Origin of the sequence: Peribacillus sp. NPDC096448, assembly GCF_044762675.1 — a bacterium.
Classification (GTDB): domain Bacteria; phylum Bacillota; class Bacilli; order Bacillales; family DSM-1321; genus Peribacillus; species Peribacillus frigoritolerans_B.
This window is the reverse complement of the sequence record NZ_JBIWEU010000005.1, coordinates 275,427-299,243: the sequence shown is the minus strand read 5'-3', so window position 1 is coordinate 299,243 and position 23,817 is coordinate 275,427. Positions and strand designations below refer to the sequence as shown.

Genomic DNA, 23,817 nt, shown 5'->3' with positions numbered 1-23,817 from the left:
AATGATGTCGTTGTTCGAACAAAAGGTTTCTGAGCTTCATGAACGCTTACATAAGAAAGAGATAAGTGTCACTGATCTTGTTGACGAATCGTATAAGCGGATTGGACAGGTAGAGGACAAGGTGAAGGCATTTTTGACACTTGATGAAGAAAACGCCCGCAATCAAGCAAAACGATTGGATGATCAATTGGTAAAAGGCGAGAACGAAGGCGCTTTATTTGGTATGCCAATCGGAGTGAAGGATAATATTGTCACTAAAAATTTGCGTACGACTTGCGCGAGCAAAATTTTGGAGAACTTTGATCCAATCTATGATGCAACAGTTGTCCAAAAGCTACAGAAGGCAGAAACGGTTACGATCGGGAAATTGAATATGGATGAGTTTGCGATGGGTTCTTCCAATGAGAACTCCGCATTTCAGGCAACACGCAACCCTTGGAACACGGAATATGTGCCAGGCGGTTCTTCGGGTGGTTCAGCTGCATCTGTCGCTTCCGGTGAAGTCCTATTCTCTTTAGGTTCCGATACGGGTGGATCGATTCGCCAACCAGCGGCATATTGTGGAGTCGTCGGCTTAAAACCTACATATGGACGGGTTTCCCGATTCGGACTTGTAGCATTTGCGTCTTCATTGGACCAAATCGGGCCAGTTACAAGAACTGTTGAAGATAACGCTTATTTGCTTGAAGCGATTTCGGGTGTAGATCCAATGGATTCGACCTCTGCAAATGTTGACGTGCCGAATTTTGTGAATTCATTAACAGGCGATGTTAGAGGATTGAAAATAGCTGTGCCTAAAGAATATCTTGGCGAAGGCGTTGGTGAGGAAGCGCGTAATTCCGTACTTGAAGCGTTAAAAGTATTAGAGGGTCTTGGAGCTGAATGGGAAGAGGTATCCTTGCCGCATTCCAAATATGCTTTAGCTGCCTATTATCTGCTATCTTCATCGGAAGCTTCGGCTAACCTTTCACGTTTTGACGGTGTGCGTTACGGACATCGTACAGATAATGCAGAAACTCTTATAGAAATGTATAAGCAAACCCGTGCAGAAGGATTCGGTGACGAAGTGAAACGCCGTATCATGCTTGGGACGTTCTCCTTAAGTTCCGGTTATTATGATGCTTATTATAAAAAGGCTCAAAAAGTACGTACATTAATCAAAAAAGACTTTGAAGATGTCTTTGAAAAATACGATGTCATCGTTGGGCCGACTACACCTACGCCTGCATTTAAAATTGGTGAAAAAGTCGACGATCCATTAACGATGTATGCTAATGATATCTTGACGATTCCAGTCAATCTTGCTGGTGTACCGGGTATATCCGTGCCATGTGGATTCGCAGCGAATGGTCTTCCGCTTGGACTGCAAATGATTGGGAAGCATTTTGATGAAAGCACGATTTACCGCGCTGCTCACGCATTTGAGCAAGCAACAGATTTTCATAAACAATTTCCTAAGCTGTAAGGGGTGAAAATAATGGACTTTGAAACGGTGATTGGTCTAGAAGTACACGTAGAATTAAAAACGGATTCTAAAATTTTCTCAGCGAGCCCAAATCATTTTGGTGCCGCTCCAAATAGTAACACGACTGTAATTGACCTAGGCTACCCAGGTGTATTGCCTGTCGTCAATAAAAAGGCTGTTGATTTTGCAATGAAGGCTGCAATTGCCCTGAATTGCGAAGTGGCGGAAATTACGAAATTCGACCGGAAAAACTATTTTTACCCGGACAATCCTAAAGCATACCAAATTTCACAGTTCGATCAACCGATCGGTGAGCATGGTTGGATTGAAATCGAAGTGGGCGGCAAGAAAAAGAAAATTGGCATTACCCGCATTCATATGGAAGAGGATGCTGGAAAGCTGACACATAAAGGGAACTATTCACTTTGTGATTATAACCGCCAAGGTACGCCTCTTGTTGAAATCGTATCCGAACCGGATATCACTTCCCCGGAAGAAGCATATGCTTATTTGGAAAAGTTGAAATCCATCATTCAATACACCGGCGTTTCCGATTGTAAAATGGAAGAAGGCTCACTTCGTTGTGATGCTAACATTTCCTTGAAGCCAGTTGGCCAAAAAGAATTCGGTACGAAAACCGAATTGAAAAACTTGAACTCATTCAACTTCGTTCGCAAAGGGTTGGAGCATGAAGAAATCCGACAAGCGGAAATCTTGAATGAAGGCGGCATAATCGAACAGGAAACTCGCCGTTTCGACGAAGCTACAGGCAGAACCGTACTAATGCGAATTAAGGAAGGCTCCGATGATTACCGTTACTTCCCGGAACCGGACTTATTGACGATCCATATCGATGAAGAATGGAAAGCGCGTATCGCTGCCGAGATTCCGGAACTTCCGGATGCCCGGAAAAAACGCTATGTCGAAGAATTTGGCTTACCTGAATATGATGCAGCCGTTTTAACGGTGACGAAAGAAAGTGCTGATTTCTTTGAAGCGACAGTCGCTTCAGGCGCGGATGCAAAACTAGCATCCAACTGGATCATGGGTGAAGTTTCCGCTTTCTTGAATGCAGAAGGCAAAGAGCTGCATGATGTCAAATTGACTGCTGAATCGTTGGCTGGAATGATCAAGCTGATTAAAGATGGCACGATTTCTTCTAAAATCGCTAAAAAAGTTTTCAAAGAATTGATTGAAAACGGCGGGGATGCTGAAACGATCGTCAAGGAGAAGGGACTAGTCCAAATTTCCGACGAAGGCGCATTGCGAACAGCCGTTGAAGAAGCATTGAATAATAACCCGCAATCAATTGAAGATTTTAAAGCCGGTAAACAAAAAGCAATCGGCTTCCTTGTCGGGCAGATTATGAAAGCGACAAAAGGACAAGCCAATCCACAACTTGTTAATAAAATTTTGGTGGAAGAAATCAATAAACGTTAATATTGACCGTATCACTTTTAAAGTGGTACGGTTTTCTCTTGAGTAATGAAAGAGTTTACTAAGAAAAATAATAAGCGGGAAAATAATTTTGATTTTTTTTGAGTTATCTGTAGGGATAACTCCTTTTTGTGTCGTCTATTACATGAATGTTTATCAGGAAAGGGGGAAGAGAAGTGACCGATGAGTTAGTTGAGAAGGTAAGGGCTGGGAATGATCATGCATTCCGAATGTTGATTGAAACATATAAACAGACGATTTATAGAACCGTCTATTCCGTCTTGCGGAATCAAAAGGATGCAGAAGATGTTACCCAGGAAGTCTTTATCAAAATCTACACTTCTCTTCCTCAATATAAGAACCAAGGCTTCAAAACTTGGATTACCCGAATTGCGGTCAATCATGCAATCGATCTAAAGAGAAAGAGGGAACGCCAAAAGGAAGAATTACAGGAAGAACATTCATCGGAAGTTAATTTGGGCTTAACTGATGAAGTCGAGGCAGTATTTTTTCGGAACGAAAGGCGAAAGCAAGTATTACGGAAGCTGAATGACCTTCCAGAGGGATATCGGGACGTTGTATATGGCTATTACATAAAGGAAAAGACATTCAAGCAAATTGCAGAGGAACAGCAGATTCAAGTGAAATCTGTGGAGGTAAAGCTATATCGGGCAAGAAATTGGATGAGAAAACATTGGAAAGAGGAGGATTTTTCATGAATCATGTTCCAGAGGCAGGATGGGCTGCATATTTGGCAGATGAAATACCAGAGGCTCTAAAAATTGAATATGAAAATCATCTATACTCCTGTGACAAGTGTTTGTCCGCCTATATGGAAGCGATGGAAAAAGAAGAAACAAGTCTAGAAATTGAAGGATTTGATATTGCAGGTCCAGTCATGGACTCGATTAGCCGATTGAAAGGCGGCTCTGTTGAAGAGGCTAAACTACACCGGAAAGAGAAGTCACTTCGGACAATCACAAGACATTACCTGATTGCGGCCGGCTTTACGATTTTATTAATGGCAGGCGGAGTATTTCAATCATTGACAGAATACGTGGATTCTGTGGAATCAAGCAGCGATAAGAAAACGCAGTCCTTAACCGATGGACTTATTGATAAAACATTTAATTGGATGGATACAATCGAAAAGAAAAATAAGGAGGGGTTTAGGAATGAATAAAAGTCCGGTATTAGCTTTTTTATTATCCTTTCTGCCAGGTTTCGGACATTTTTACCTAGGAAGGAAATATAAAGGGTTATTTTATTTTCTTGCCACGGCTGGATTAGGGCTAGGAGGTCTTTTTCTTTCGTTGATTAGTCAATCGGATGCGTTTCTGGCTTTTTCCGTTATTGGAATGGTGTTTTATTTCATCAGTATATTTGATTTGGTGGTCACCTCACTGAGGAATCCTAAAAGAGAAGAGGATGTGGAGGGAATGGCAAATCAGCCGGAAGCGGAAAGATTTTATGTAATCATCCTTTCATTCGTTCCTGGATTAGGGCATTTTCAATTAGGCCTCATGAACCGTGGGCTCATTTTTCTCATCGGCTTTTTAGGCCTTGGCATCATGGTGATATTCATCAGTGTGATGACACAAATGGAAGGCCTGTTAATATTCATGGCACTATTGCCTGTTATCTGGATTTACAGCTTTTTTGATTCTGTTCAACAGTTGAATAAAAAGCAAAAAGGTGAGGAGCTTATCGATAGGACCGTTTTGGAAGATTTCGAGGAGAGACGGGAATCCGGGAAGAAGAGTAAATCGGTCGCGACTTTATTCGCTATTTTCCCTGGTGCAGGTCACTTATATTTAGGGCTGCAAAAACGTGGGATACAATTGATGGCTGGCTTTTTATTCGCCATTTACATACTGGATTTACTCCGGTTAGGTTTCTTCTTTTTCCTTATTCCAATTATCTGGTTTTATAGTTTTTTTGATGGATTGCAAAAAGCATCGAAAATGGAGGAGGGTCCAATAGAAGATACGCCCATCATTTCGGGAATGGTCAATCATCAAAAATGGTTAGGACTGGGGTTGGTGGGACTTGGAATCTATTTCTTGGCTAGTAATATGATCGTCCCGGCCATTGCTCCTCATTTAGATGAATGGATTGGAAGTAACTTGGAATATTGGTTTAGAGATTATTTTCAAAAAGGTCTTGTATGCATCCTTCTTATAGGCGGGGGAATCAAATTGCTGTCGAGAAGTAAAAAAGGGAGCGTCAAGGAGGAGAGAAAATGAGAACATGGAGAGTCGGAACGATTTCAATGGGAATCTCCCTGATTGGTTTGGGTTTGGTTTTACTGGTTTCTCAAATTGCGGATATGAATTTGACGACGATTCTGCTATCATGGTGGCCGTTGCTATTCATTATCTTGGGTGCAGAGATTCTCTTCTATATTTATTTTTCCAGAAAAGAAAGTTCTTTTGTGAAGTATGATATTCTTAGCATTCTTTTCGTGGGTTTGCTTGGAACGACAGGAATAGTTTTAATCCTGCTTACATCAAGCGGATTGATGGATCAAGTCAGGGCTGCCGTGAATAGTGAAGAGAGAACGGTCAATTTGCCTGGTTTCAATCAAAAGGCAGGGAAAGGCATACAGAGAGTTGTCCTGGACTCTGGCCCATACCCATTGACAATTGAAAGTAGTAATGACGGGGAAGTTTCCGTTTTTGGAACATATGGTGAGCGGGTAATGGAAGGTGCTGATTCATCGTTGAAGAAGGCGGAAGATTATTTACTCGTTGAGAGAAATGGTGATACGCTTTATATAAGCTTCAAGGATTTGCCGATTCAAAATGGACTTTTGGACAGTGGTACAATGAATCTTAAGGCATCCCTTATAATCCCTGCTGAGTTGGCAGTGGAGATAGACGGACAAAGTACCGATCTTGTCTTGAAGCCTAGAAAGCTCTTGAATGACTGGAGTGTGAAGGATAGCGGAAATCTAAGTGTTTTCCTTCAGGATAATAGTGATATCAAGATTGATGCTAGAGGGGTCGAGGAACTTGAAGGTCCTGAGAATGGCTGGAAGATGAATGAAGTGAAAGAAGAAACAAATGAAGAAGGTATTGTAAAAAAGAATGGGATATTCAATATTGGTGAAGGGAAACATACATTGACGGTTACTGACACATTTAACGTGAATGTTCAATATCCATGATTGAAATCATTTACTAGAATAAAATTGTAAAAAGCATTATAATTTTCCCTGATAAGATTTCTAGTAAAAATGCAGAAGATATGGACCGGAATACGGTCCTCTTTTTTTCGAATATTGCTTTTCATGTAACGAAGGATTAAGATGTAAATTATGGAATCAATATGTATAAGGATGATGGGAAATGAAAAGAGCAAGGTTGATTTACAACCCGACTTCGGGCCGGGAAGCCATTAAGAAGAGCCTGCCAGGTGTGCTAGCAAAGCTTGAAGAAGCTGGTTATGAAGCTTCTGCACATGCGACGACCGGTGCTGGGGATGCGACGAAAGCGGCTAAGATAGCGATTGAACGCGGCTATGATGTAGTTATTGCAGCAGGGGGCGACGGTACGATTTATGAGGTTGTTAATGGACTGGCCACTGCAGAGAAACGTCCGAAACTAGGAATCATTCCGACGGGAACGACCAATGATTTCGCGCGGGCGCTGCATTTACCGAAGTCGATTGAAGGGGCAGCCGAAATTATTGCCGGTGGGCATACGATGCCGATCGATATCGGGAAAATGAACGATAAGTATTTTATCAATATCGCTGGCGGGGGCAGATTGACCGAATTGACCTACGACGTTCCGATCAAGCTGAAAACGATGCTTGGTCAGCTAGCATACTATATTAAAGGAATTGAAATGCTACCTTCAATTAAGCCGACTGAAGTTTCCATTGAATATGATGGAAAGCTTTTTGAAGGAGAGATCATGCTTTTCTTGGTGGCTAACACGAATTCGGTCGGCGGCTTCGAGAAACTGGCCCCTGACGCGTCTTTGAATGATGGTATGTTCACGTTGCTTATTTTAAAAAAGGCAAACCTAGCTGATATTGTCCGTGTCGCAACATTGGCAATGCGCGGTGAGCATATCCATGACAAAAACGTCATTTATGAAAAAGCCAATCGAATTAAAGTACAGGCCAAAAAGGACATGATGCTTAATTTGGATGGGGAATTTGGCGGGATGGCCCCGGCTGAATTCGTCAATCAGTACCGCCATTTTGATGTATTCATCCCGCAAGGACTATTGCCGGATGATCCGGCAAATAAATAAGGTGAAAAGGCCACTGAATCTGGTGGCCTTTTCAGTTTAATGAAGCAAGGAGAATGGCAAACATGTATATCAGGAAAGCGACACCGGAGGATGCGGACAAGGCCGCCATATTGACCCGGTTAGCGATTAAGGAAATTGCAGAGGTTCTGACAGGTGAAACGGAAGAAGAAAGAATACTTTCCGTTCTTGCCGATTTGTTCAGGAAAAGTGGGAATCGGGTCAGCTATGAAAATACGCTTGTCAGTGAACATGATGGACAAGTATCTGGATTGATCATTGCTTACCATGGCAAGGATGCCGAAAGCTTGGATGAACCGATAGTGAAACAATTAAGGATGAAAATGAAAGACCCAAGCGTTACGCTCGATAAGGAAGCGGAAATGAGAGACTTTTATTTGGATACAGTGTCCGTTGACCCGGATTTTCAGGGAAGAGGAATAGGTAGTGCACTGATTCAATATGTGGAGGGATACGCTAAACATAAGGGATATCCAAGGATTTCTTTAGTTGTGGAAAATGAAAATGAAGCGGCGAATCGTCTCTATAGCAGATTAGGATATATAGAAATGAAAACAATTTCGATTAGCGGCCATGAATTTCGCTATATGGTAAAGGAAATGGAAGAACCTCCTGTTTAACAGGGGGTCCTTTTTAGTCTTTTGAAGTTTTGGCACTGTATGCGATTACATTTGCTGCCCATTCATGGCTGCCCAATCAGCGTAAGCTCCGGTGCCATTACAGCCGGGACAGTCGTGTATATCGGAAAAATGATATTCCGTAGGTACGAAGGAGCTGTATCCACGTCCGTAACAATCCGGACAGAGGCCCTTTTCCTCCATACTTGCTCGATGTTTTTCTAACCTTGTAGCATTCCAGGCTGATATAGAGTTAAATAAACCCATTTCCTCACCTCATTTGTTTTTCCTTATTTTTCTTTTTTTATTGAACTTTTATTCATGGAACTATGAAAAATCCGTAATTCCTTCCACTATATTTTTATGAAAAACAGGGTAAATTGGTGAGTGGTTTTGTGGCAAGGCCTCTATTGTGGTAAAATACAGGCTAGCATAAAAAAGAAAAGAGAAGATGATATGAAAAAAACAGCACCAGTTGCTAAAAATGATATAGTAGAGGTTTTATTTGAAGATTTAACCCATGAAGGAGCTGGCGTCGCCAAAGTCGATGGCTACCCGATCTTTGTTCAGGGCGCCCTTCCAGGTGAAAAAGCAAAAATCAAAGTGATGAAGGCTAATAAGGGTTATGGTTTCGGACGCTTGATGGAGATTATCGAAAACAGTCCATACCGGGTTGAGGTCACGACTGAAGATTACCATAAATACGGTGGTTGTCAGCTGCAGCATATGAGCTATGAAGGGCAGTTGGAATTCAAGGAAAAGCAAGTACGTGAAGTGATGACGCGCATTGGGAAACTTGAGGATGTAAAGGTTCACCCAATCATCGGGATGGAGAATCCAACCCATTATCGCAATAAAGCGCAAGTGCCTGTTGGTGAAAAGGATGGCCAGCTAATAGCAGGGTTCTTCAAACCGCGGACACATGAAATCGTTGAAACGAAAGAAAGCATTATCCAAAATGAAGTGATCAATGAAGCCGTTCAAGTTGTTAAAGAGATTTTTAGTAAACTTGGTATCCCTGCTTACGATGAAGAGGCACATAAAGGCGTATTGCGGCACATCATGGCCCGTTATGGTAAGCAAACAGGGGAATTAATGATTGTTCTTGTTACAAGAACGAAAAGTATCCCTTTCATCGAAACCATCGTGAAGGAAATCGTTGAGCGTCTCCCGCAAGTGAAATCCATCGTTCAAAACGTGAATTCCAAGAAAACGAATGTTATCTTGGGCGATAAAATGACTGTGCTATGGGGCGACGAAGCAATCCATGATATGATCGGTGATGTGAAATTTGCGATATCAGCAAAATCCTTCTACCAAATCAATCCAGACCAAACGAAAGTCCTTTATGATAAAGCTCTTGACTATGCAGGGCTGACTGGTGAAGAAACGGTGATAGATGCCTATTGCGGCATTGGAACCATCTCTTTATTTTTAGCTAAAAAAGCGAAAAAAGTAATCGGTGTCGAAGTGGTCGAAGAAGCGATAGAGGACGCACGCCGCAACGCTGAATTGAATGAAATCTCAAATGCAGAATTCATGGTCGGCGATGCGGGTAACGTTATTGCTGAATGGTACCAAAAGGGCAACACTGCGGATGTCATCGTTGTGGATCCTCCTCGCAAAGGTTGTGAAGAGTCTCTTCTGAATACGATCATCGAGATGAAGCCAAACAAAGTCGTTTACGTATCATGCAACCCAGGCACTCTGGCGCGTGATCTTCATATCTTGGAAGACGGCGGATATAAAGCGGTTGATATCCAGCCTGTCGATATGTTCCCAATGACGACACATGTTGAAAATGTAGTGTTATTAGAGTTGAAATGATTGAATGAGGGCCCGGTCTAATTGACTGGGCCCTCATTTTTATTATGCTTGTACAATATGGACGTTGATTTCCGCTCCAGGCACTCGCTTTCCCGCTTGGTCGGTCCTTAGCGTACGCCGAGGGGGCTCCCTTAGACACGCTTTTCACGCAGGAGTCTCTCTCACCCGCTCCAATCATAGTTACAAAAGTTAGATAGAAACCATGCCTAAAGGAGTTGCAGGGCTGCTTTGGGTCAGTTGTTTCGGGAACCTCATTTGAAGAGGGATATGTGTTCAGAACCCCTTCTGTCAACAAACTGTGGGTCCCGGTCTAAATGACCAGGACCTTTTTTACATAGTTGAATTGAAGAAAAGGAAGAGGGATTTTTTTTTTGCATGTTTATTCTTGACGCCCTGACTTGGACATATATTAAGAAATATATGGATTGGGAGGCAAGGTGATTTTATTAATTTTCAAAAAGCGGTGGCTGTAATTGTTGGTAGCTTTTTGGTGGGCATTGGAATTAATGGATTTTTGGTTCCTCATCATTTAATAGATGGCGGCGTAATTGGGATTGCGCTCATCCTTCATTATTTCTTTGGTTTTCAAACGGGACTATCCATGTTGATCCTTAGTATTCCTATATTTTTATATGCCTGGTATTATGAACGGCCTTTTTTCTATAGCAGCGTTCACGGATTGCTTTTGACATCCCTTTTTATGGATTGGCTTAATCCATTGAAAAAGGTCTTTTCCATTTCAATTCTGACAAGCTCTTTGATTGGCGGTGCCATCATAGGCATGGGCATAGGACTCATGCTTCGATATGAGACAAGCAGCGGGGGAACGGATATGTTAGCCAAAATCATCTCAAAATCTACCTCCATGGATATTGCTTTGGCGATTATCGTCATAGATACACTAATCATTTCAGCAGCAGCATTCACCTTAGGTATCGAAATTTTTCTTTTTTCATGTGTGACGATCGTCATCATTGGACTGATCACATCGCTTATGAAAATGAGGAGATGAATAAATAATCAGTTCCTTAAGATATGGGCTACGTCATCTATTGCCTTTTGCAGCTTTTCGCTATTTTTAGTAAACATCTCTTTAGCTTCCTTTGATTCAGTTCCAAGTGCAAACAACTCTAAGTCCGCTTGGCATTTTTTCAAAGTCGCGAGAATAAGAGGTTTTTCTTGAGGAGAAGGAACTTTAAGTTTATCATCAAAAAGGTCCACAGTTAATTCTCCGTTAGAATTGGCTTGACCAAGAAAAACATTATCGAGGATTACCCCCAACTTATCCAGTTCAGTATGAAGCCAATGTCGGTTCAGACCAATCGTGGAAAGTGGTTCATCAAGTATATGGCCGTCCATGATGATGGTTTGTGGCTCCTTTACTGCAGCCACTGGGAGGTTAAGGTCCTTAGGTGTTATAGGTTGATTTTGCTTCTTTAACATTACGGAAAAATCCCCATTTGCTTCCAATAAGGCAAACTCAACTTCAGAAATATCAAAGACATCCTTTTTTCGGAGCAATCCCAGCAATTCATCAATGGTATATTTCTCTTTTTTTAAATTATCTTCCATGACTTTCCCATCTTTGATGAATACCGATGCTTTTCCTTCAATAAGATCACGAAAGGTTTTACTTTTTAGGGATATTAATCCTGCAATGTAGGGGGCTATGGCAAAAACGAGAATGGACAGTACGCCATACATAATATTGCCTTCCACTTTTGTAGCTAATTCTGCCCCAACATTACCAATGGTTATGCCCGTTACATATTCAAAAAAGGAGAGCTGGGACAATTGTTTTTTTCCTAACACTTTAGTGATCAAAAAAAGAACAATTAAAAAGAAAAATGAACGTAAAAGAATTTCTATCCAATCCGGCATTACCAAACACCTCCTGCTTTGATCATGGTTATTAAAAACCTTTATATTGTGGTTCTTCCCGTTCTAACTCGCCCACGCGCTTCTGTACATCCTTCATAACTTCATTCACCACCAGCATCGTTTCATGTAAAATGCGTTTAGATTCATCATCTTGAGTCCGGAGTGCTAAGCTGGATAAGCCTGCTTCAACTCCTTTTAGGCTAGAGACACATTGTTTGACATTGGAAGCTATCGTCATGCAGCATCCTCCTTATCTTTTTAGGTCTAAAATAATGACACGGAACAATGAGGTCCACACTGGTTGCTTCAAACATGTCAGCGGCAACAACCGATCAATCGGTGCTTTTCCACATCCGCTAAGGCTACGGAAACAATCCCCGCAGCCAAGAATGTTCATCGAGTATGAGCAGGGATGTGTTTAAACATCAAACCTTAGTTTTGTGCTTCTCCATCACCATCATATTCAATCGATACGGCATGGGCGATGCATGGAATCGTCTCACTTTGTTGAAAGGATAGGGGAGATAGCAAGGCACCGGTAGCCACGACGAGCAATCGTTTTATTTCTCCTTTTTTCATGCGATTTAATAGATGTCCATAAACGACGGTTGCGGAACATCCAGGGCCACTTGCCCCGGCCAGGACCGGTTGACCATCCCTGTATATCATTAAACCGCAATCTTTATATTGCTCTTCTTTAATCGGGGTGCCATGTTTCTTAAATAATGCCAGAGAAACTTCATGTCCAATCTTTCCTAAATCCCCGGTCACTATTAAATCATAATAGGATGGGTCGAGGTTTCTTTCTCTGAGATGTGCTTCAATCGTATCTACAGCGGCTGGGGCCATGGCACCGCCCATATTGAAAGGATCGGTCAATCCCATGTCGATGACACGGCCTATCGTAGCTGAAGTGACTCTTGGTCCCTCCCCGGCACTGCTCAATAAAGCCACCCCGGCCCCTGTAACGGTCCATTGGGCTGTTGGAGGTTTTTGCCCTCCGTATTCAGTTGGGTAGCGAAATTGCTTTTCTACTGCGGTGTTATGACTTGATGCTCCTGTCAATAAGTACTCTGCTCCTTTGGTATTGACAAGGTAGGCACCAAGAGCCAGTCCCTCCATGGAGGTGGAGCAGGCACCAAATAAGCCGAGATAAGGTGTTCCAAGTGTTCGACAGGCAAAACTGGTAGGGGTTATTTGATTGATAAGGTCGCCTCCGAGGAAGAATTGAATCTGTTCCTTCTGAAGACCCGCCTTTTCGATTGCTTTTGTACTCGCTTCTTCCAATAAGACTTTATGTGCTTTTTCATAGGTATCTTGATTGATCCATAAATCGGAATGGAGAAGATCGAAATCATCCGCAAGCAAACCGTCTGCTTCAAATGGACCGCCAACGGTTCCTGTGGAGACGATGACAGGCTTTTGATCAAACACCCATGTGCGATGCCCCGTAAGCATTATTAACCACCCCATTGTTTGAGTATTGTCAGTAAGATAAAGCAAAGGAATAATCCTAGCCAATTTGATATCTAAAACGAAACCTGAAAGTGGAATGAAGCTGCCAATTCGTTCAAACACTCCAAGTCCGATGAGGAGCAGTCAGCTTCTTCTTTTTAATCAAGGAACATCCTCGTATCACTTCTTTCATTCATTCCCGTACAAACGGAATTTTCAAAACGATCGTATACGATGGCAGTCGATCCAAGATTTCCACTTTAAGAATTCACGGCTTTTTAATCCACGACCCGACTGATTCATTAGCTTGATTTCCGCAGTTAGGTCAATTCAGGTATGTAACCCTTTGGTAGTTTGGGATTAGCTTAAAGATTCTGTACTACATCAAAACGACGATGAAAGATATAAAAAAGGCTGGTTGCTTTAACCAACCTTTTTTATATGAATGATTATTGTTTATATTGTGGTTCCTCGTTTTGAATCTCTTCAATGCGAGGAGTGATGCTGTCCACGATCGTTTGTGTTTGTTGGGCAGCTTGTTGGTACAATTGTTTGGCTTGTTCATTATCTGTTGAAAGGGCGAAGGTTTCGAAGCTTGCTTGAGCGCTTTTTAACCCTGCTATCGTTGTTTTGACATCGTTTATTACTGTCATATATAAACCCCCTAGTTTTTTTTAAACTGCCTTATTAGAATGAGAAGAAAATGATTATCTATACCTTCCAAATTTATCTATGAATTGAATCGAGTGACTAGCAAAAATTCCATTAATTAAACGTTTGATTAACGGAAGGGCAACAGGCAGAATTTCTTGTTAAAATCCTCCTTTTTCGTTGTGCTAATCGTTTTTATTGTTTAATTATTGACCGAATTCAGAATTTTAAATATAATTGTAGAAAACATGACGTAATTACGTGAGGTGATGTGACATTTATATTATGGATGATTTATATAGTAGAGTTGTTTTTGAAATTTCATCTGAAGAAGTCATAAAAGGACTGCTATTCCATAAAAGCAAACAGGAGTCGGAAATTGAATCGATCAAAGGTAAAATTCATAAATATGAACAAAAACGAAGAGCTGAGGAAGCTTGGTATCAATCCCTGTCTCCATTTAAACGTTTTTTTACAGGGCGTGCCCCAAGTCATCACCAGGCGGTTGAACATTTGGTGAATGTTAAAGATAGATATAAACAAATTGAGAAAATAAAACAGAGGGTCGCTTTTTTTAATGAGGTGATCGGTTTACTTGAGGCTGAACCGGAAAAAAGGGAAATGAATCTACCATCAGACATCATTAAAGAAATAATGGCCTGGCAGAAAGTGGAGGGAACGCCGAGATGACTCTAGAAACGTTAAACGCTGGCTTGGATACGATTTGGGTGGTTCTGACAGCAGCCATGATACTATTGATGGAGGGCGGGTTTGCCTTATTGGAGGCAGGGTTCGTCCGTACGAAAAATAATGTGAACATCATCATGAAGGTTTTTGCCGATATTACGATAGGAACGCTTTGCTATTTCGTCGTTGGTTTTGGTTTAATGTATGGAATGGATGTATTTGGAATCATCGGGGCAAGCGGATTTCTGCTTAAAGGTGATCTGTCGCATATCGACCTTACAATTTCCATGGATGCATTTTGGTTATTTCAAGGGGCATTCGTCATCGCCGTCATTTCCATCGTTTCGGGAGCAGTTGCGGAAAGGATCAATTTTCGGGCGTACCTTATTTTTGTTGTAATGATGACGGCATTCATCTATCCGATTGCCGGTCACTGGGTATGGGGTGGCGGCTGGTTAAGCGGGTTGGGCATGCAGGACTTCGCAGGGTCTGCTGTCATTCATGCACTAGGCGGTTTTTCTGCACTTGCGGCTGCCATTATAATCGGGCCGAGAGCAGGTAAATTCACTTCACGGGGGACCAGCTCCATTTCACTGCCGAGTAATCTCCCGCTGGCATCTGTTGGGGCATTCCTTTTATGGTTTGGCTGGTTTGGGTTTAATGCAGGAAGCACCTTGCAAGCTACAGATGTCCGCATTGGCCATATTGCCATTGTCACGATGCTCTCAGCTGCATCAGGGGGAGCGGCGACCTTGATTTATACACTATTTAGATATGGACGCTCGGATGCACCTTCCGTCATCAATGGCTCACTTGCTGGTCTTGTCGGGATTACAGCTGGATGTGCATTCGTTAGTGATCTGTCGGCGTTACTGATTGGAGCAGTTTCTGGAATGTTGATGTTAGCAGCGACAAATTGGTTGGAAGCCCGGAAAATCGATGATCCCGTCGGTGCCTTTCCTGTTCATGCTGCATCAGGAATGTGGGGTACGATAGCGGTAGGGCTTTTCTCCATTGAAAACGGATTATTTGCCGGCGGGGGATGGCATTTGCTCGGAGTTCAAATATTAGGATTAGTGGTGTTATGCATCTGGGGCTTTTCAGTGACATGGCTTGTTTTTAAAGTTATAAAAGTTTGGCTGCCTATAAGATCCACTGAAGAAGAAGAAGAACTTGGGTTGGATATCAGTTATCATGGCATCATGGCCACACATACCTCGCCGGAGTTCATCAAGGTAGAGGACTACTATAAGCAGGATGAAGATTTGACAAGGTAATTGTCTATAATACCATGGTAAAATCAAGTAAGAGGTGAATTTTAAATGGGTGCATGCAATCTTAACCATTCGCAACAAGATGTCAGGCTGAAATTTGAGAGTCAAAAGGCATTTTTACCAACCGAATTGAGTCAAACATTAGATCGATATCTTGAAAAAGGGAATTCGCAGGAAACATTGAATGAACTTTTTCATCTATTGAAGAAGTATGACTTGTCTACCCAGGAGGAACAGGAATCTAGAAACGAAAAGTTGAAACGGATAATGTTGTAAATGAGAAAGAACGGGGGTGTGAGTATGACTCCCGTTCTTTTTTGTTTTTTCCATTATGGAATCTTATGTTAAATGATTTGAGGGATTCTGCGGAAATGTGGCTGATTCCATTTCCTTTTATTCAGCGCGTCAGTAATTTAACTATTTTTTAAAAGAAGATAGCAGGATTCACATTTAAGGCGGCGAAAACAATTGTGTATATTACACATAGTGAAATCGTAAAGCTCTGTAACCGAAATGGTGTAACTTTAAAATGGATTAATCAGTTTAAGTAACGTGCACAAGGGTTTAGTGAACCTTTAAAGATTTAATCAATCGTTTGATTAAATTTCATATACCGACATTTAAAGCCTCGGTAAATGAAAAAAGCGGGAGCTCACAATGAGCTCCTGCTATTTCTTTCATTAAAAACCATCATCCGTTGCGGTGAAGGGGATGTTAAGGTTTCTTTCCACGGCCCGAAGTCTTTGATTCAGTCTATTTAACCTATTCGTATGTCGCTGGTCCGTTTGACTCAGCCTGGTGATTTCCTGGTTAATGCGGTTCACTTCACGATTTATCCGCGTGATTTCTTGGTTCTGCCGATTGAGTTCCCTGGTTTGACGCTCGTTTTGACGCTCAAGTTCCCGGATTCTTCTTTCAAGTTGTTGAGGCTGCCTTTCAATATCGAATTGGTCTGGCAATTGGCTATATGGATGCTCTTGTACCTGCGGAACGTTCCAATCTTGCTGTGGCATATAATCAAATCGTTCAGGCTGTTGGAAATATGGGTTAAAATTAGGCTCATAGTACTGGTGATTTCCATTTTGTTGTGGATAAGGATAAAATCCGTATGAATTCATGGTCAACTCTCCTTTTTAAAATCAGGATGGATACCTTATAACTTATGTAAGTTTCAGTGAAGTGACTAGGCGTTTGCCCATATGAATGGGAAGAAGAGGTAATTCACAGAAAAAATTTCAATAAATTTGCAGAAACCATCCGGTTCCTATATCGTTTAGGATAGGAGAAATTCTTTTATCCGACTTGAAACCAATTCCAAGGATAATCCGTATATAAAGAAAAGAGTGTAAGTCAGGAGTGTAATGATAATGAATCGATTTCTTGCTGGTCTTGTTCCGATATTGATTGCATTTCCAATGGTTTTGCCGGTTTGGATGATTAGCTATTTTTCATTGAATCAACCGTTTGCCCTGTCCGTTGTCATATCTTTAGCAGGAGGGGTGCTTGCATACTGGCTAAGTTCCGTATATTTTTCATCAAGATACCTCAAAAAACATGAATTGACGAGAAAAGAATATCAATATATAAAGAAAAATTTAATTGAAGCAAAACCGAAGATATGGAGGGTGCAAAAAGCACTAATCTCGGTCAGGCATATCTCTTCTTTTAAACAGAGGAAAGATATGATTAAAATGATCAGGAAAATATATAGTCTGACAAAAAAAGAACCGAAGCGGTTTTATCAGGCAGAACAGTTTTATTACTCGCATCTTGATTCCGCCATGGAGCTTTCGGAGAAATATGTTTTTTTAGCACAGCAGCCAAAAAAGAATAGGGAACTCGAACTTTCACTAACAGAGACTCGTAAAACCTTAAAGGAACTTACTAATACGATAGAAAAGGATTTATATAAAGTGATTGCCGATGATATCGATAACCTTAACTTTGAATTGGATGTTGCTAAGCAATCCATTAAAACTAGAAAAGAGTCACAAGTAATTGATGAAAGCAGGAGGTTAAAATGAATAACAATGATCCAAACCTGTTGAATAAAATGAATAATGCCAGTTTGATGGATGACCTTTTAGCCAATCCATTTGATGGGATGCAGGAGCTTGAGAAAGTATCTTCCCAAGAAGCGAAACCGGTTAAACTGATTGATGTCATTCCTGAAGAGAACAGGGCAAAGGCTTATCAGCTTGCCGAACAAATCGACCCAACGAATCATCAGGCAATGATATCCTATGGTACACCCGCCCAATCAAAGCTCCTGACCTTTTCTAATTCCATGCTTGAGCATGTCCAGAAAAAAGATGTGGGTGAAGTGGGCAACATTATCAGTGATTTAATGAAAAAGTTAAACGAACTGAGCCCAGATGAGTTAAAACCGGATAAGCCCTCATTTCTTGCGCGTATGTTCGGGAAGCTCTCGGGATCTGTACAGGAGGTGCTATCCAAGTATCAAAAAACTGGTGCCCAAATTGACCGAATCAGTGTTAAACTCGATCGGAGCAAGAATATCCTGTTATCGGATATCGTAATTCTCGAAAAGCTATATGAAACGAATAAGGATTATTTCCAGGCATTGAATGTCTATATTGCTGCTGGGGAAATCAAACTCGAAGAAATCCATGAGAAAACGATTCCGGAGCTAAGGAAGGCCGCGGAATCAAGCAATGATCAAATGAAGTTTCAAGAAGTCAATGATATGCTGCAATTTGCTGAACGATTGGATAAAAGGCTTCATGATTTGAAATTGAGTCGTGAAATCACGATTCAAAGCGCACCGCAAATCAGGCTGATCCAAAACACGAATCAGGCACTAGTCGAGAAAATACAATCTTCGATCATGACAGCTATTCCACTTTGGAAAAATCAAGTTGCGATTGCACTGACCCTAATCAGGCAAAGGCATGCTGTAGAAGCACAAAAACAGGTTTCCAAGACTACAAATGACTTGTTATTGAAGAACTCCGAGATGCTGAAAACGAATACCATTGAAACAGCAAAAGAAAATGAGCGCGGGCTTGTCGATATCGAAACATTGAAGAAAACTCAAGCTAACTTGATATCCACGCTTGAAGAGACCATGCGGATTCAAGAAGAAGGCAGGCATAAACGCCGTCAAGCCGAACAGGAATTGGCGTCCATGGAAAATGAACTGAAACAGAAACTATTAGAGATAAAGGGATAAGGGGAGATAATATGGATACTATCGAGGCTATAAAAACGAGAAGAAGCATTGGAATCGTTAAGCAAGATCCTGTTCCTAAAGAAATGATCGAGCAAATCATTGAAGCTGGAACATACGCACCTAATCATCATCGGACGGAGCCTTGGCGTTTTTTTGTATTGACAGGGGAAGGAAGAAATAAACTTGGGCAGGTATTCGAAGAAATAACAAGAATTGAAAATGCTGATGATACCCCTGAAAGTTTAATCAGCAAGCTCGAAAGGCAAAAAAAGAATCCATTAAGGGCTCCAGTCATCATCGCAGTGGGCATAGAGCCTAGTGAAAAGAATAATGTCCTCGTGGCAGAAGAATATGCTGCAGTGAACAGTGCCATCCAAAATATGCTTCTTGCAGCACATTCTCTAGGTTTGGGAGCAGTATGGAGAACGGGGAAAATAACTTATCATGAAAAAGTCCGTGAATTTTTCAATTTATCTTCTAAGGGTGAGGTATTGGCTTTCATATACTTGGGTTATCCTGACATGGAACCGAAACCTGCTAAGAAAACACCGATTGATGAATTGACCACATGGATCGGATGAAGGATTGAGGGGGCTGCATCAGTTTATAGACACTGATGCAGCTTTTTTTATTGCCTTGATAAGGCTTCCTTGAGTCTGCTTTTACTGATAGGGATTTGGCTTTGTCAGGCTTCGTTTCAAGTGACGATTGATGAATTAGGTTGTACAATACAAAAGAAGAATAAATTTTGATGAATTAGGATGTGTCTATAGATGAGAACGATTGATCCATTTGAGATACTCGATGGAAAAGCGATAAAATATTTGGATGTATTTGGCGTTGAGGATGGCATTGCTTTAAAGAGTAAATACGAAGATAAATCGTATTGGATTTATGATTACTATTGCATGCATCAGACTTGTGATTGCCAGGAAGTATACCTTGAATTCGTTGAGGAGCGCAAGGGAAATAAACAGGCGGGACAGCATTTTGGAGTAAGGGTTTCTTTCGGGGATAATCAATTTGTCCTGGAGGATTATAATATTTCGAAGCAAAAGGCGATGGATATCGCGGAAGATACGCTGAAGTACAGTAAAGATGTAATGGATTTATTTAAACAGCGGTATCAGCAAATGAAGGAAAAAGGCACGCAAATTATCGTGGAAAGTGCAAAGGCGGCTAAAATGCCGCATGTTCATACAGAACCGGTCATTGGCAGAAATGAACCTTGTCCATGCGGAAGCGGGAAAAAATATAAAAAATGCTGCGGTGCAGCATAACATCTTGGAAGCTGACTCGATTCGGGGTCGCTTCTTTTTTTATTGGAAAAGCGCATGCTTGGAAAAAAATGAGTAATGAATGAAAAAAATGTGGCATTAAACGAACGTTTGTTCTATAATAAGGGTACCAGATAATTACTCAAAAAGAAATAAAAAGTAGTCATTTAGACGGAATTTTCCGAAAACTTCTTTTTTATTTTCATAAATCTGGTATATATAAGAGAGAAGAGTTTTTTGATCTCATCTCTTTCAACGGTAGACGGCAACCAGACGGGATGAAAATCCCTACACTGATGGCAGTTTAACTTTTGAACGAAGGAAGGGGTAATCAAATGACAAGGGAAAAAAGATTAATACCTTACAAAGTTCTTGAAGTAATGGAAACGGTGAAAGAGAAGATTCCTGAGGGTGTCGAGCTTGTGAAAGCACCGGCAATTTGGGAAAAAAGCAATCATGGTGAGGGCGTGGTAGTTGCCGTCATTGATACAGGCATTGACAAAGGACATCCAGACCTCAAGGAAAGAATCATTGGCGGGAAGGATTTTACTAATACCGGGGATTATCAAGATGATAACGGACATGGGACACATGTTAGCGGTACGGTTGTGGCTGCCATTAATAATGCTGGTGTAGTGGGAGTGGCTCCGAAAGCAAGCATATTAGCGTTGAAGGCCCTAAATGGTCAAGGACAAGGCGACATAGATTGGATTAATGGGGCTCTAGAGTATGCAATCAATTGGCGGGGACCTAATGAAGAAAAGGTTTCGGTTATTTCACTTTCACTTGGCGGACCTCCGGATGAGACTGAACACAAACTCATTCAAAGGGCCCTTCAGAACGATATCCTTGTTGTTTGTGCAGCTGGAAATAGCGGTGATGGGCGTCATGAAACGGATGAATTGGATTATCCAGGAGCATATCCCGAGGTAGTGGAAGTGGGAGCTGTGGATTTAAGCAGAAATTTAGCGGATTTTTCAAATACGAATGATGAAATTGACTTGGTGGCTCCAGGGGTTGATATTCTCTCTACGTATCCAGGAAATAAATATGCCAGGTTGAGCGGAACGTCAATGGCTACTCCTCATGTAAGCGGTGCGGCAGCTCTCTTGAAAGTGATTGCTGAAAAGGAATTTGATCGCAATTTAACTGAAGCGGAATTATATGCACAGCTGGTGAAAAGTACGGAAGATCTGGGAATAAGCAAAAAAGCACAGGGAAATGGACTGCTTAACTTAACGATTACGGAACAAAGAGCTGAAAAATCGATTAAGATTACAATAGAATCAGAAAATCTTAAGTTACCGAGTAAATCAGTGGTCATGGAATATTAGAAGAGAAAAAAGGTGCCCCAAGAATTTTTGGGGCACCTTCCATGATGGTCATTTTTTAGTTTTCCTTAGAGCTGCAAAAAGCGCTACAATGGAAAGAATTAGTGAGATGACAGCAAGGGTGATGATCAGCGTTTGATTGCTACCACCTTCTGTTGTTGCTGTATCCTTTAAATTGTCAGTAGTCGTGGAATCATTAGTGTCACCTTCATCTTCGTGACCATGGTCCGCAGGTTCTGCATCAGCCTTGGGCGCTACCGTAATTTCCGTTACAGAATGCGGTAGGTCTGAGCCTTCTTCCCCGCTCCATTCAACAATTTCACCATCTTCGTAATATTGAAATGCATCCCAGGCAACTTTCGTTTCTTCTTTAGGATTTTGTGCTACGAAAGAGAATTGCTGGAACTGTCCAGCAGCTATCCCTTCATCAGTTGCTGCCCAAGTTACCGTTTTTACATGCCCATCTTTGTCACCTTCTGTCGTTACTTTCCATCCCGGTACAGGCTGATAGCTTTCAAAAGTAACCCCTTCAGGTACTTTTATAGTCACCTTTGTAGTGGCAGTTTCCTTTTCTACGGGTACTTTAATTGTATAAGTTTCCCACGCTTCAGGTGCAGATGAACTAGGCTTGACTGTAACGTGAGCATATGCTGAACCGGAAAAAATGAATAATGCAGCAAATGTGAAAATAAGTAGCTTTGAAAAATTTTTCATTTGTATAAATCCCTCCTGTTATCAATTCCCTATGAAAATTATAAAATCAGCATTGATTGATTCCAGGCTTTCAGTTAATCCGTGAACATGGATCTTCCACTTTCCTGGCATGGTTAATATAGACTTTGATGTAAATGTACCTGTGTTTTTCTCCTTCATCTGCAGCTTTATTTCACCGCGTGGCGTATCCAATGGCTGCATAGTGATTGTAAGCTGCTCTATTTCAGCAATTGGCTTGCCTTCATTGGATAGATTTACTTGAATCAGATTATCCCCGACTTCATTGGGAGTCACCATTAATGTAATCTCGTTATTTTGTTCAGTCCGTAACGTTTTTTCAATGGGACCGGGAGAAGACATGGCAGTTTGGACATTTGTCAATAAAGCTGCAACGAGAAGTATGGCGATTCCTAAACCAAACTCCATTCCCACACTATAACCAAGTTTTTTCGTTTGCTTTTTCCCACTGAGAAAATGAAAGCCTCCTAAAACGATCATGATTAACATGAGACCGATTTTCGCTAGTAACAATTGGCCATATGTTGTGTTAAACATTGAATGGATAGTTGGTACATGCTGTAAACTGCTATATATCCCGCTAATGATCAGTATGATTACAAACAGAAATGCCCATTTGGAAAACCTTTGAATGATCGACCAGTAAAATGTTTTCTTGTCTTCTTGGACTGCCTGCCGATCTGCAAGCCCAGGCAAAATCACCAATAAGGCCATAAGGCCTCCGAGCCACAAAGCCATGGACAATAAATGAAGGAAATCCATCAAAACGGCCAGAACCTGATTAGGAACGGTTGCTGTATGTCCAGTGAAAGCCTTACAAATCATCAAGCTTGCAATTATGATGAAAGAAATGATAGGCAGTGATTTATTCAAGGAGTTCTCGAGCATGAAATAAATTACTAAAAATAGAAGGAGCAATATTAGAATTTCTATGATCCAGACCGTTCCAAAGTTTGTAGCATTCAATATTTCCTTTATATAACTTACTTTAAATGCATCGGTCCAACCTACGCCAGCATCGATCGTAACTTTTAAAGGCAGACTGCAGAAGATGGAAAATGCTAAACCTGCATATGAAAGCCAAAGGTATAGACGGGTACTTCTGCTGGCTTCAAAAAGACGAGAATCCTTCATTAACGATAATCTGAAAAAAAGGATTCCGGTAAGGGCAGCGAAGCATATGTATTGAAGACTTTGCAGTATAACGGTGATGGAATTCGGAAAACTTGCATTCACCTCGGAATTTTTTTGATCTGATAGGCCCGCCGAATCTCCGAATTGAAAGGGAATTGTTCCTTCAATGGGATGGCCATCACTCGAAACCACTCTCCATTTAATATAGTAAATCCCTTCATCGATAGCGCCCTTCCACTTAGCTTCCAGTACTTTTTCACTTTGTTGCGAGATTGTACTGTCTTGAGTGTGGATTTTGTCTCCATCTTGGCTGAATACCTCAAGCGAATGAAAAGCTGGTTGAATATTCTCGCTGAATTGAATGCTGATCTTTTCAGGAAGAGTATCCATCGCTTCATTCGGGCTAGGATTAGAGCTGATTACTGTAGCATGACCGGAAGCCATTACCGGGTATAAAAGCAAACTGAATAGGCTGACTACCAGCCATAAATATTTTTTCATCTTGGTGTGCCATCATCCTTTCATCAGATTATGTAAGCCCATTATAAAAGGAAAATGTGAAAAAACAGTGAA

Annotated in this window: 25 protein-coding genes and 1 pseudogene; 18 read left to right on the top strand and 8 right to left on the bottom strand. The window is 41.3% G+C overall.

What is annotated here, in order from left to right; genetic code table 11:
• Window positions 1-4 precede the first annotated feature (4 nt).
• The 8 genes from gatA (at window position 5) to ACIQ0C_RS11610 (ending at window position 7,805) form a co-directional block, all read left to right on the top strand.
• The gene (gatA, locus tag ACIQ0C_RS11645; protein WP_402838916.1) at window positions 5-1,465 is read left to right on the top strand and encodes an Asp-tRNA(Asn)/Glu-tRNA(Gln) amidotransferase subunit GatA; all 1,461 of its coding nucleotides are present in this window, start codon (window positions 5-7) and stop codon (window positions 1,463-1,465) included.
• Window positions 1,466-1,477: 12 nt separating this feature from the next.
• Window positions 1,478-2,905, top strand: coding sequence for an Asp-tRNA(Asn)/Glu-tRNA(Gln) amidotransferase subunit GatB (gene gatB / locus ACIQ0C_RS11640; RefSeq protein ID WP_403059948.1), 1,428 nt, complete (start codon window positions 1,478-1,480; stop codon window positions 2,903-2,905).
• Window positions 2,906-3,078: 173 nt separating this feature from the next.
• Entirely contained in the window at window positions 3,079-3,621 is a 543-nt protein-coding gene (locus ACIQ0C_RS11635; RefSeq protein ID WP_403059945.1) for an RNA polymerase sigma factor, read from the top strand.
• Window positions 3,618-4,085, top strand: coding sequence for a hypothetical protein (locus ACIQ0C_RS11630; RefSeq protein WP_403059942.1), 468 nt, complete (start codon window positions 3,618-3,620; stop codon window positions 4,083-4,085). Before ACIQ0C_RS11635 ends, ACIQ0C_RS11630 begins: the two co-directional genes overlap by 4 nt.
• Window positions 4,078-5,148, top strand: coding sequence for a hypothetical protein (locus ACIQ0C_RS11625; RefSeq protein WP_403059939.1), 1,071 nt, complete (start codon window positions 4,078-4,080; stop codon window positions 5,146-5,148). Before ACIQ0C_RS11630 ends, ACIQ0C_RS11625 begins: the two co-directional genes overlap by 8 nt.
• On the top strand, window positions 5,145-6,071 hold the full coding sequence (locus ACIQ0C_RS11620; protein WP_403059936.1) for a LiaF transmembrane domain-containing protein: 927 nt from the start codon (window positions 5,145-5,147) through the stop codon (window positions 6,069-6,071). Before ACIQ0C_RS11625 ends, ACIQ0C_RS11620 begins: the two co-directional genes overlap by 4 nt.
• A 181-nt stretch (window positions 6,072-6,252) precedes the next feature.
• Entirely contained in the window at window positions 6,253-7,167 is a 915-nt protein-coding gene (locus tag ACIQ0C_RS11615; protein WP_095390365.1) for a diacylglycerol kinase, read from the top strand.
• Between the two features lie 62 nt (window positions 7,168-7,229).
• Window positions 7,230-7,805, top strand: coding sequence for a GNAT family N-acetyltransferase (locus tag ACIQ0C_RS11610; protein ID WP_402838549.1), 576 nt, complete (start codon window positions 7,230-7,232; stop codon window positions 7,803-7,805).
• Window positions 7,806-7,850: 45 nt separating this feature from the next.
• Here the strand turns inward: ACIQ0C_RS11610 and ACIQ0C_RS11605 are convergent, their stop codons facing one another.
• Window positions 7,851-8,069 carry a methionine aminopeptidase gene (locus ACIQ0C_RS11605; protein WP_101225004.1) on the bottom strand — a complete coding sequence of 73 codons (219 nt, stop codon included), beginning with the start codon at window positions 8,067-8,069 and terminating at the stop codon, window positions 7,851-7,853.
• 189 nt (window positions 8,070-8,258) lie between these two features.
• Between ACIQ0C_RS11605 and rlmD the strand changes: the two genes are divergently transcribed.
• The gene (gene rlmD, locus ACIQ0C_RS11600) at window positions 8,259-9,629 is read left to right on the top strand and encodes a 23S rRNA (uracil(1939)-C(5))-methyltransferase RlmD (protein ID WP_403059933.1); all 1,371 of its coding nucleotides are present in this window, start codon (window positions 8,259-8,261) and stop codon (window positions 9,627-9,629) included.
• Window positions 9,630-10,119: 490 nt separating this feature from the next.
• Window positions 10,120-10,641: a YitT family protein gene (locus ACIQ0C_RS11595; protein WP_402838554.1), complete on the top strand. Its 522-nt coding sequence runs from the start codon at window positions 10,120-10,122 to the stop codon at window positions 10,639-10,641.
• An 8-nt stretch (window positions 10,642-10,649) separates the two neighbouring features.
• Here ACIQ0C_RS11595 and ACIQ0C_RS11590 read toward each other — a convergent pair whose 3' ends face one another.
• From ACIQ0C_RS11590 to ACIQ0C_RS11575, 4 genes are all read right to left on the bottom strand, one after another.
• Complete coding sequence (locus tag ACIQ0C_RS11590) at window positions 10,650-11,510, bottom strand: DUF421 domain-containing protein (RefSeq protein ID WP_403059930.1); 861 nt, start codon at window positions 11,508-11,510, stop codon at window positions 10,650-10,652.
• A 31-nt stretch (window positions 11,511-11,541) separates the two neighbouring features.
• Window positions 11,542-11,748 (bottom strand): DUF1657 domain-containing protein, encoded by a 207-nt coding sequence (locus ACIQ0C_RS11585; RefSeq protein ID WP_076372773.1) that lies wholly within the window; start codon window positions 11,746-11,748, stop codon window positions 11,542-11,544.
• A gap of 194 nt (window positions 11,749-11,942) precedes the next feature.
• Window positions 11,943-12,968, bottom strand: coding sequence for a stage V sporulation protein AD (gene spoVAD / locus ACIQ0C_RS11580; RefSeq protein ID WP_402838558.1), 1,026 nt, complete (start codon window positions 12,966-12,968; stop codon window positions 11,943-11,945).
• A 446-nt stretch (window positions 12,969-13,414) separates the two neighbouring features.
• Window positions 13,415-13,618: a DUF1657 domain-containing protein gene (locus ACIQ0C_RS11575; protein ID WP_057278507.1), complete on the bottom strand. Its 204-nt coding sequence runs from the start codon at window positions 13,616-13,618 to the stop codon at window positions 13,415-13,417.
• 283 nt (window positions 13,619-13,901) lie between these two features.
• On the opposite strand from ACIQ0C_RS11575, the gene ACIQ0C_RS11570 reads away from it, so the two are divergent.
• From ACIQ0C_RS11570 to ACIQ0C_RS11560, 3 genes are read left to right on the top strand one after another with little or no spacing between them, the layout of a single operon-like run.
• Entirely contained in the window at window positions 13,902-14,306 is a 405-nt protein-coding gene (locus tag ACIQ0C_RS11570; RefSeq protein ID WP_403059927.1) for a hypothetical protein, read from the top strand.
• A complete protein-coding gene (locus ACIQ0C_RS11565) occupies window positions 14,303-15,580 on the top strand; it encodes an ammonium transporter (protein WP_403059924.1) in 1,278 nt (425 codons plus the stop codon). The genes ACIQ0C_RS11570 and ACIQ0C_RS11565 overlap by 4 nt, the downstream gene beginning before the upstream one ends.
• A gap of 45 nt (window positions 15,581-15,625) precedes the next feature.
• Window positions 15,626-15,853 carry a group-specific protein gene (locus tag ACIQ0C_RS11560; RefSeq protein WP_076372781.1) on the top strand — a complete coding sequence of 76 codons (228 nt, stop codon included), beginning with the start codon at window positions 15,626-15,628 and terminating at the stop codon, window positions 15,851-15,853.
• A gap of 404 nt (window positions 15,854-16,257) precedes the next feature.
• Here ACIQ0C_RS11560 and ACIQ0C_RS11555 read toward each other — a convergent pair whose 3' ends face one another.
• On the bottom strand, window positions 16,258-16,695 hold the full coding sequence (locus ACIQ0C_RS11555; RefSeq protein ID WP_403059921.1) for a hypothetical protein: 438 nt from the start codon (window positions 16,693-16,695) through the stop codon (window positions 16,258-16,260).
• A 249-nt stretch (window positions 16,696-16,944) separates the two neighbouring features.
• On the opposite strand from ACIQ0C_RS11555, the gene ACIQ0C_RS11550 reads away from it, so the two are divergent.
• The 5 genes and pseudogenes from ACIQ0C_RS11550 (at window position 16,945) to ACIQ0C_RS11530 (ending at window position 21,381) form a co-directional block, all read left to right on the top strand.
• Window positions 16,945-17,601, top strand: coding sequence for a 5-bromo-4-chloroindolyl phosphate hydrolysis family protein (locus tag ACIQ0C_RS11550; protein ID WP_403059918.1), 657 nt, complete (start codon window positions 16,945-16,947; stop codon window positions 17,599-17,601).
• Complete coding sequence (locus tag ACIQ0C_RS11545) at window positions 17,598-18,770, top strand: toxic anion resistance protein (RefSeq protein ID WP_403059915.1); 1,173 nt, start codon at window positions 17,598-17,600, stop codon at window positions 18,768-18,770. Before ACIQ0C_RS11550 ends, ACIQ0C_RS11545 begins: the two co-directional genes overlap by 4 nt.
• A gap of 11 nt (window positions 18,771-18,781) precedes the next feature.
• Window positions 18,782-19,351 carry a nitroreductase family protein gene (locus ACIQ0C_RS11540; protein ID WP_402838570.1) on the top strand — a complete coding sequence of 190 codons (570 nt, stop codon included), beginning with the start codon at window positions 18,782-18,784 and terminating at the stop codon, window positions 19,349-19,351.
• A gap of 621 nt (window positions 19,352-19,972) precedes the next feature.
• Window positions 19,973-20,050: pseudogene (locus ACIQ0C_RS27255) on the top strand (SEC-C metal-binding domain-containing protein); the annotation flags it as partial.
• A gap of 332 nt (window positions 20,051-20,382) precedes the next feature.
• Complete coding sequence (locus ACIQ0C_RS11530; RefSeq protein ID WP_403059909.1) at window positions 20,383-21,381, top strand: S8 family peptidase; 999 nt, start codon at window positions 20,383-20,385, stop codon at window positions 21,379-21,381.
• A 48-nt stretch (window positions 21,382-21,429) separates the two neighbouring features.
• On the opposite strand, the gene ACIQ0C_RS11525 is transcribed toward ACIQ0C_RS11530, so the two are convergent.
• Window positions 21,430-22,092, bottom strand: coding sequence for a YcnI family copper-binding membrane protein (locus ACIQ0C_RS11525; RefSeq protein ID WP_403059906.1), 663 nt, complete (start codon window positions 22,090-22,092; stop codon window positions 21,430-21,432).
• 21 nt (window positions 22,093-22,113) lie between these two features.
• Entirely contained in the window at window positions 22,114-23,745 is a 1,632-nt protein-coding gene (locus tag ACIQ0C_RS11520) for a copper resistance CopC/CopD family protein (protein ID WP_403059903.1), read from the bottom strand.
• Window positions 23,746-23,817 lie beyond the last annotated feature (72 nt).

Coding starts and splice junctions, on each gene's coding strand:
- gatA (WP_402838916.1), top strand. CDS start 5: ATGTCGTTGTTCGAACAAAAGGTTTCTGAGCTTCATGAACGCTTACAT.
- gatB (WP_403059948.1), top strand. CDS start 1,478: ATGGACTTTGAAACGGTGATTGGTCTAGAAGTACACGTAGAATTAAAA.
- ACIQ0C_RS11630 (WP_403059942.1), top strand. CDS start 3,618: ATGAATCATGTTCCAGAGGCAGGATGGGCTGCATATTTGGCAGATGAA.
- ACIQ0C_RS11625 (WP_403059939.1), top strand. CDS start 4,078: ATGAATAAAAGTCCGGTATTAGCTTTTTTATTATCCTTTCTGCCAGGT.
- ACIQ0C_RS11620 (WP_403059936.1), top strand. CDS start 5,145: ATGAGAACATGGAGAGTCGGAACGATTTCAATGGGAATCTCCCTGATT.
- ACIQ0C_RS11615 (WP_095390365.1), top strand. CDS start 6,253: ATGAAAAGAGCAAGGTTGATTTACAACCCGACTTCGGGCCGGGAAGCC.
- ACIQ0C_RS11610 (WP_402838549.1), top strand. CDS start 7,230: ATGTATATCAGGAAAGCGACACCGGAGGATGCGGACAAGGCCGCCATA.
- ACIQ0C_RS11605 (WP_101225004.1), bottom strand. CDS start 8,069: ATGGGTTTATTTAACTCTATATCAGCCTGGAATGCTACAAGGTTAGAA.
- rlmD (WP_403059933.1), top strand. CDS start 8,259: ATGAAAAAAACAGCACCAGTTGCTAAAAATGATATAGTAGAGGTTTTA.
- ACIQ0C_RS11590 (WP_403059930.1), bottom strand. CDS start 11,510: ATGCCGGATTGGATAGAAATTCTTTTACGTTCATTTTTCTTTTTAATT.
- ACIQ0C_RS11585 (WP_076372773.1), bottom strand. CDS start 11,748: ATGACGATAGCTTCCAATGTCAAACAATGTGTCTCTAGCCTAAAAGGA.
- spoVAD (WP_402838558.1), bottom strand. CDS start 12,968: ATGCTTACGGGGCATCGCACATGGGTGTTTGATCAAAAGCCTGTCATC.
- ACIQ0C_RS11575 (WP_057278507.1), bottom strand. CDS start 13,618: ATGACAGTAATAAACGATGTCAAAACAACGATAGCAGGGTTAAAAAGC.
- ACIQ0C_RS11570 (WP_403059927.1), top strand. CDS start 13,902: ATGGATGATTTATATAGTAGAGTTGTTTTTGAAATTTCATCTGAAGAA.
- ACIQ0C_RS11565 (WP_403059924.1), top strand. CDS start 14,303: ATGACTCTAGAAACGTTAAACGCTGGCTTGGATACGATTTGGGTGGTT.
- ACIQ0C_RS11560 (WP_076372781.1), top strand. CDS start 15,626: ATGGGTGCATGCAATCTTAACCATTCGCAACAAGATGTCAGGCTGAAA.
- ACIQ0C_RS11555 (WP_403059921.1), bottom strand. CDS start 16,695: ATGAATTCATACGGATTTTATCCTTATCCACAACAAAATGGAAATCAC.
- ACIQ0C_RS11550 (WP_403059918.1), top strand. CDS start 16,945: ATGAATCGATTTCTTGCTGGTCTTGTTCCGATATTGATTGCATTTCCA.
- ACIQ0C_RS11545 (WP_403059915.1), top strand. CDS start 17,598: ATGAATAACAATGATCCAAACCTGTTGAATAAAATGAATAATGCCAGT.
- ACIQ0C_RS11540 (WP_402838570.1), top strand. CDS start 18,782: ATGGATACTATCGAGGCTATAAAAACGAGAAGAAGCATTGGAATCGTT.
- ACIQ0C_RS11530 (WP_403059909.1), top strand. CDS start 20,383: ATGACAAGGGAAAAAAGATTAATACCTTACAAAGTTCTTGAAGTAATG.
- ACIQ0C_RS11525 (WP_403059906.1), bottom strand. CDS start 22,092: ATGAAAAATTTTTCAAAGCTACTTATTTTCACATTTGCTGCATTATTC.
- ACIQ0C_RS11520 (WP_403059903.1), bottom strand. CDS start 23,745: ATGAAAAAATATTTATGGCTGGTAGTCAGCCTATTCAGTTTGCTTTTA.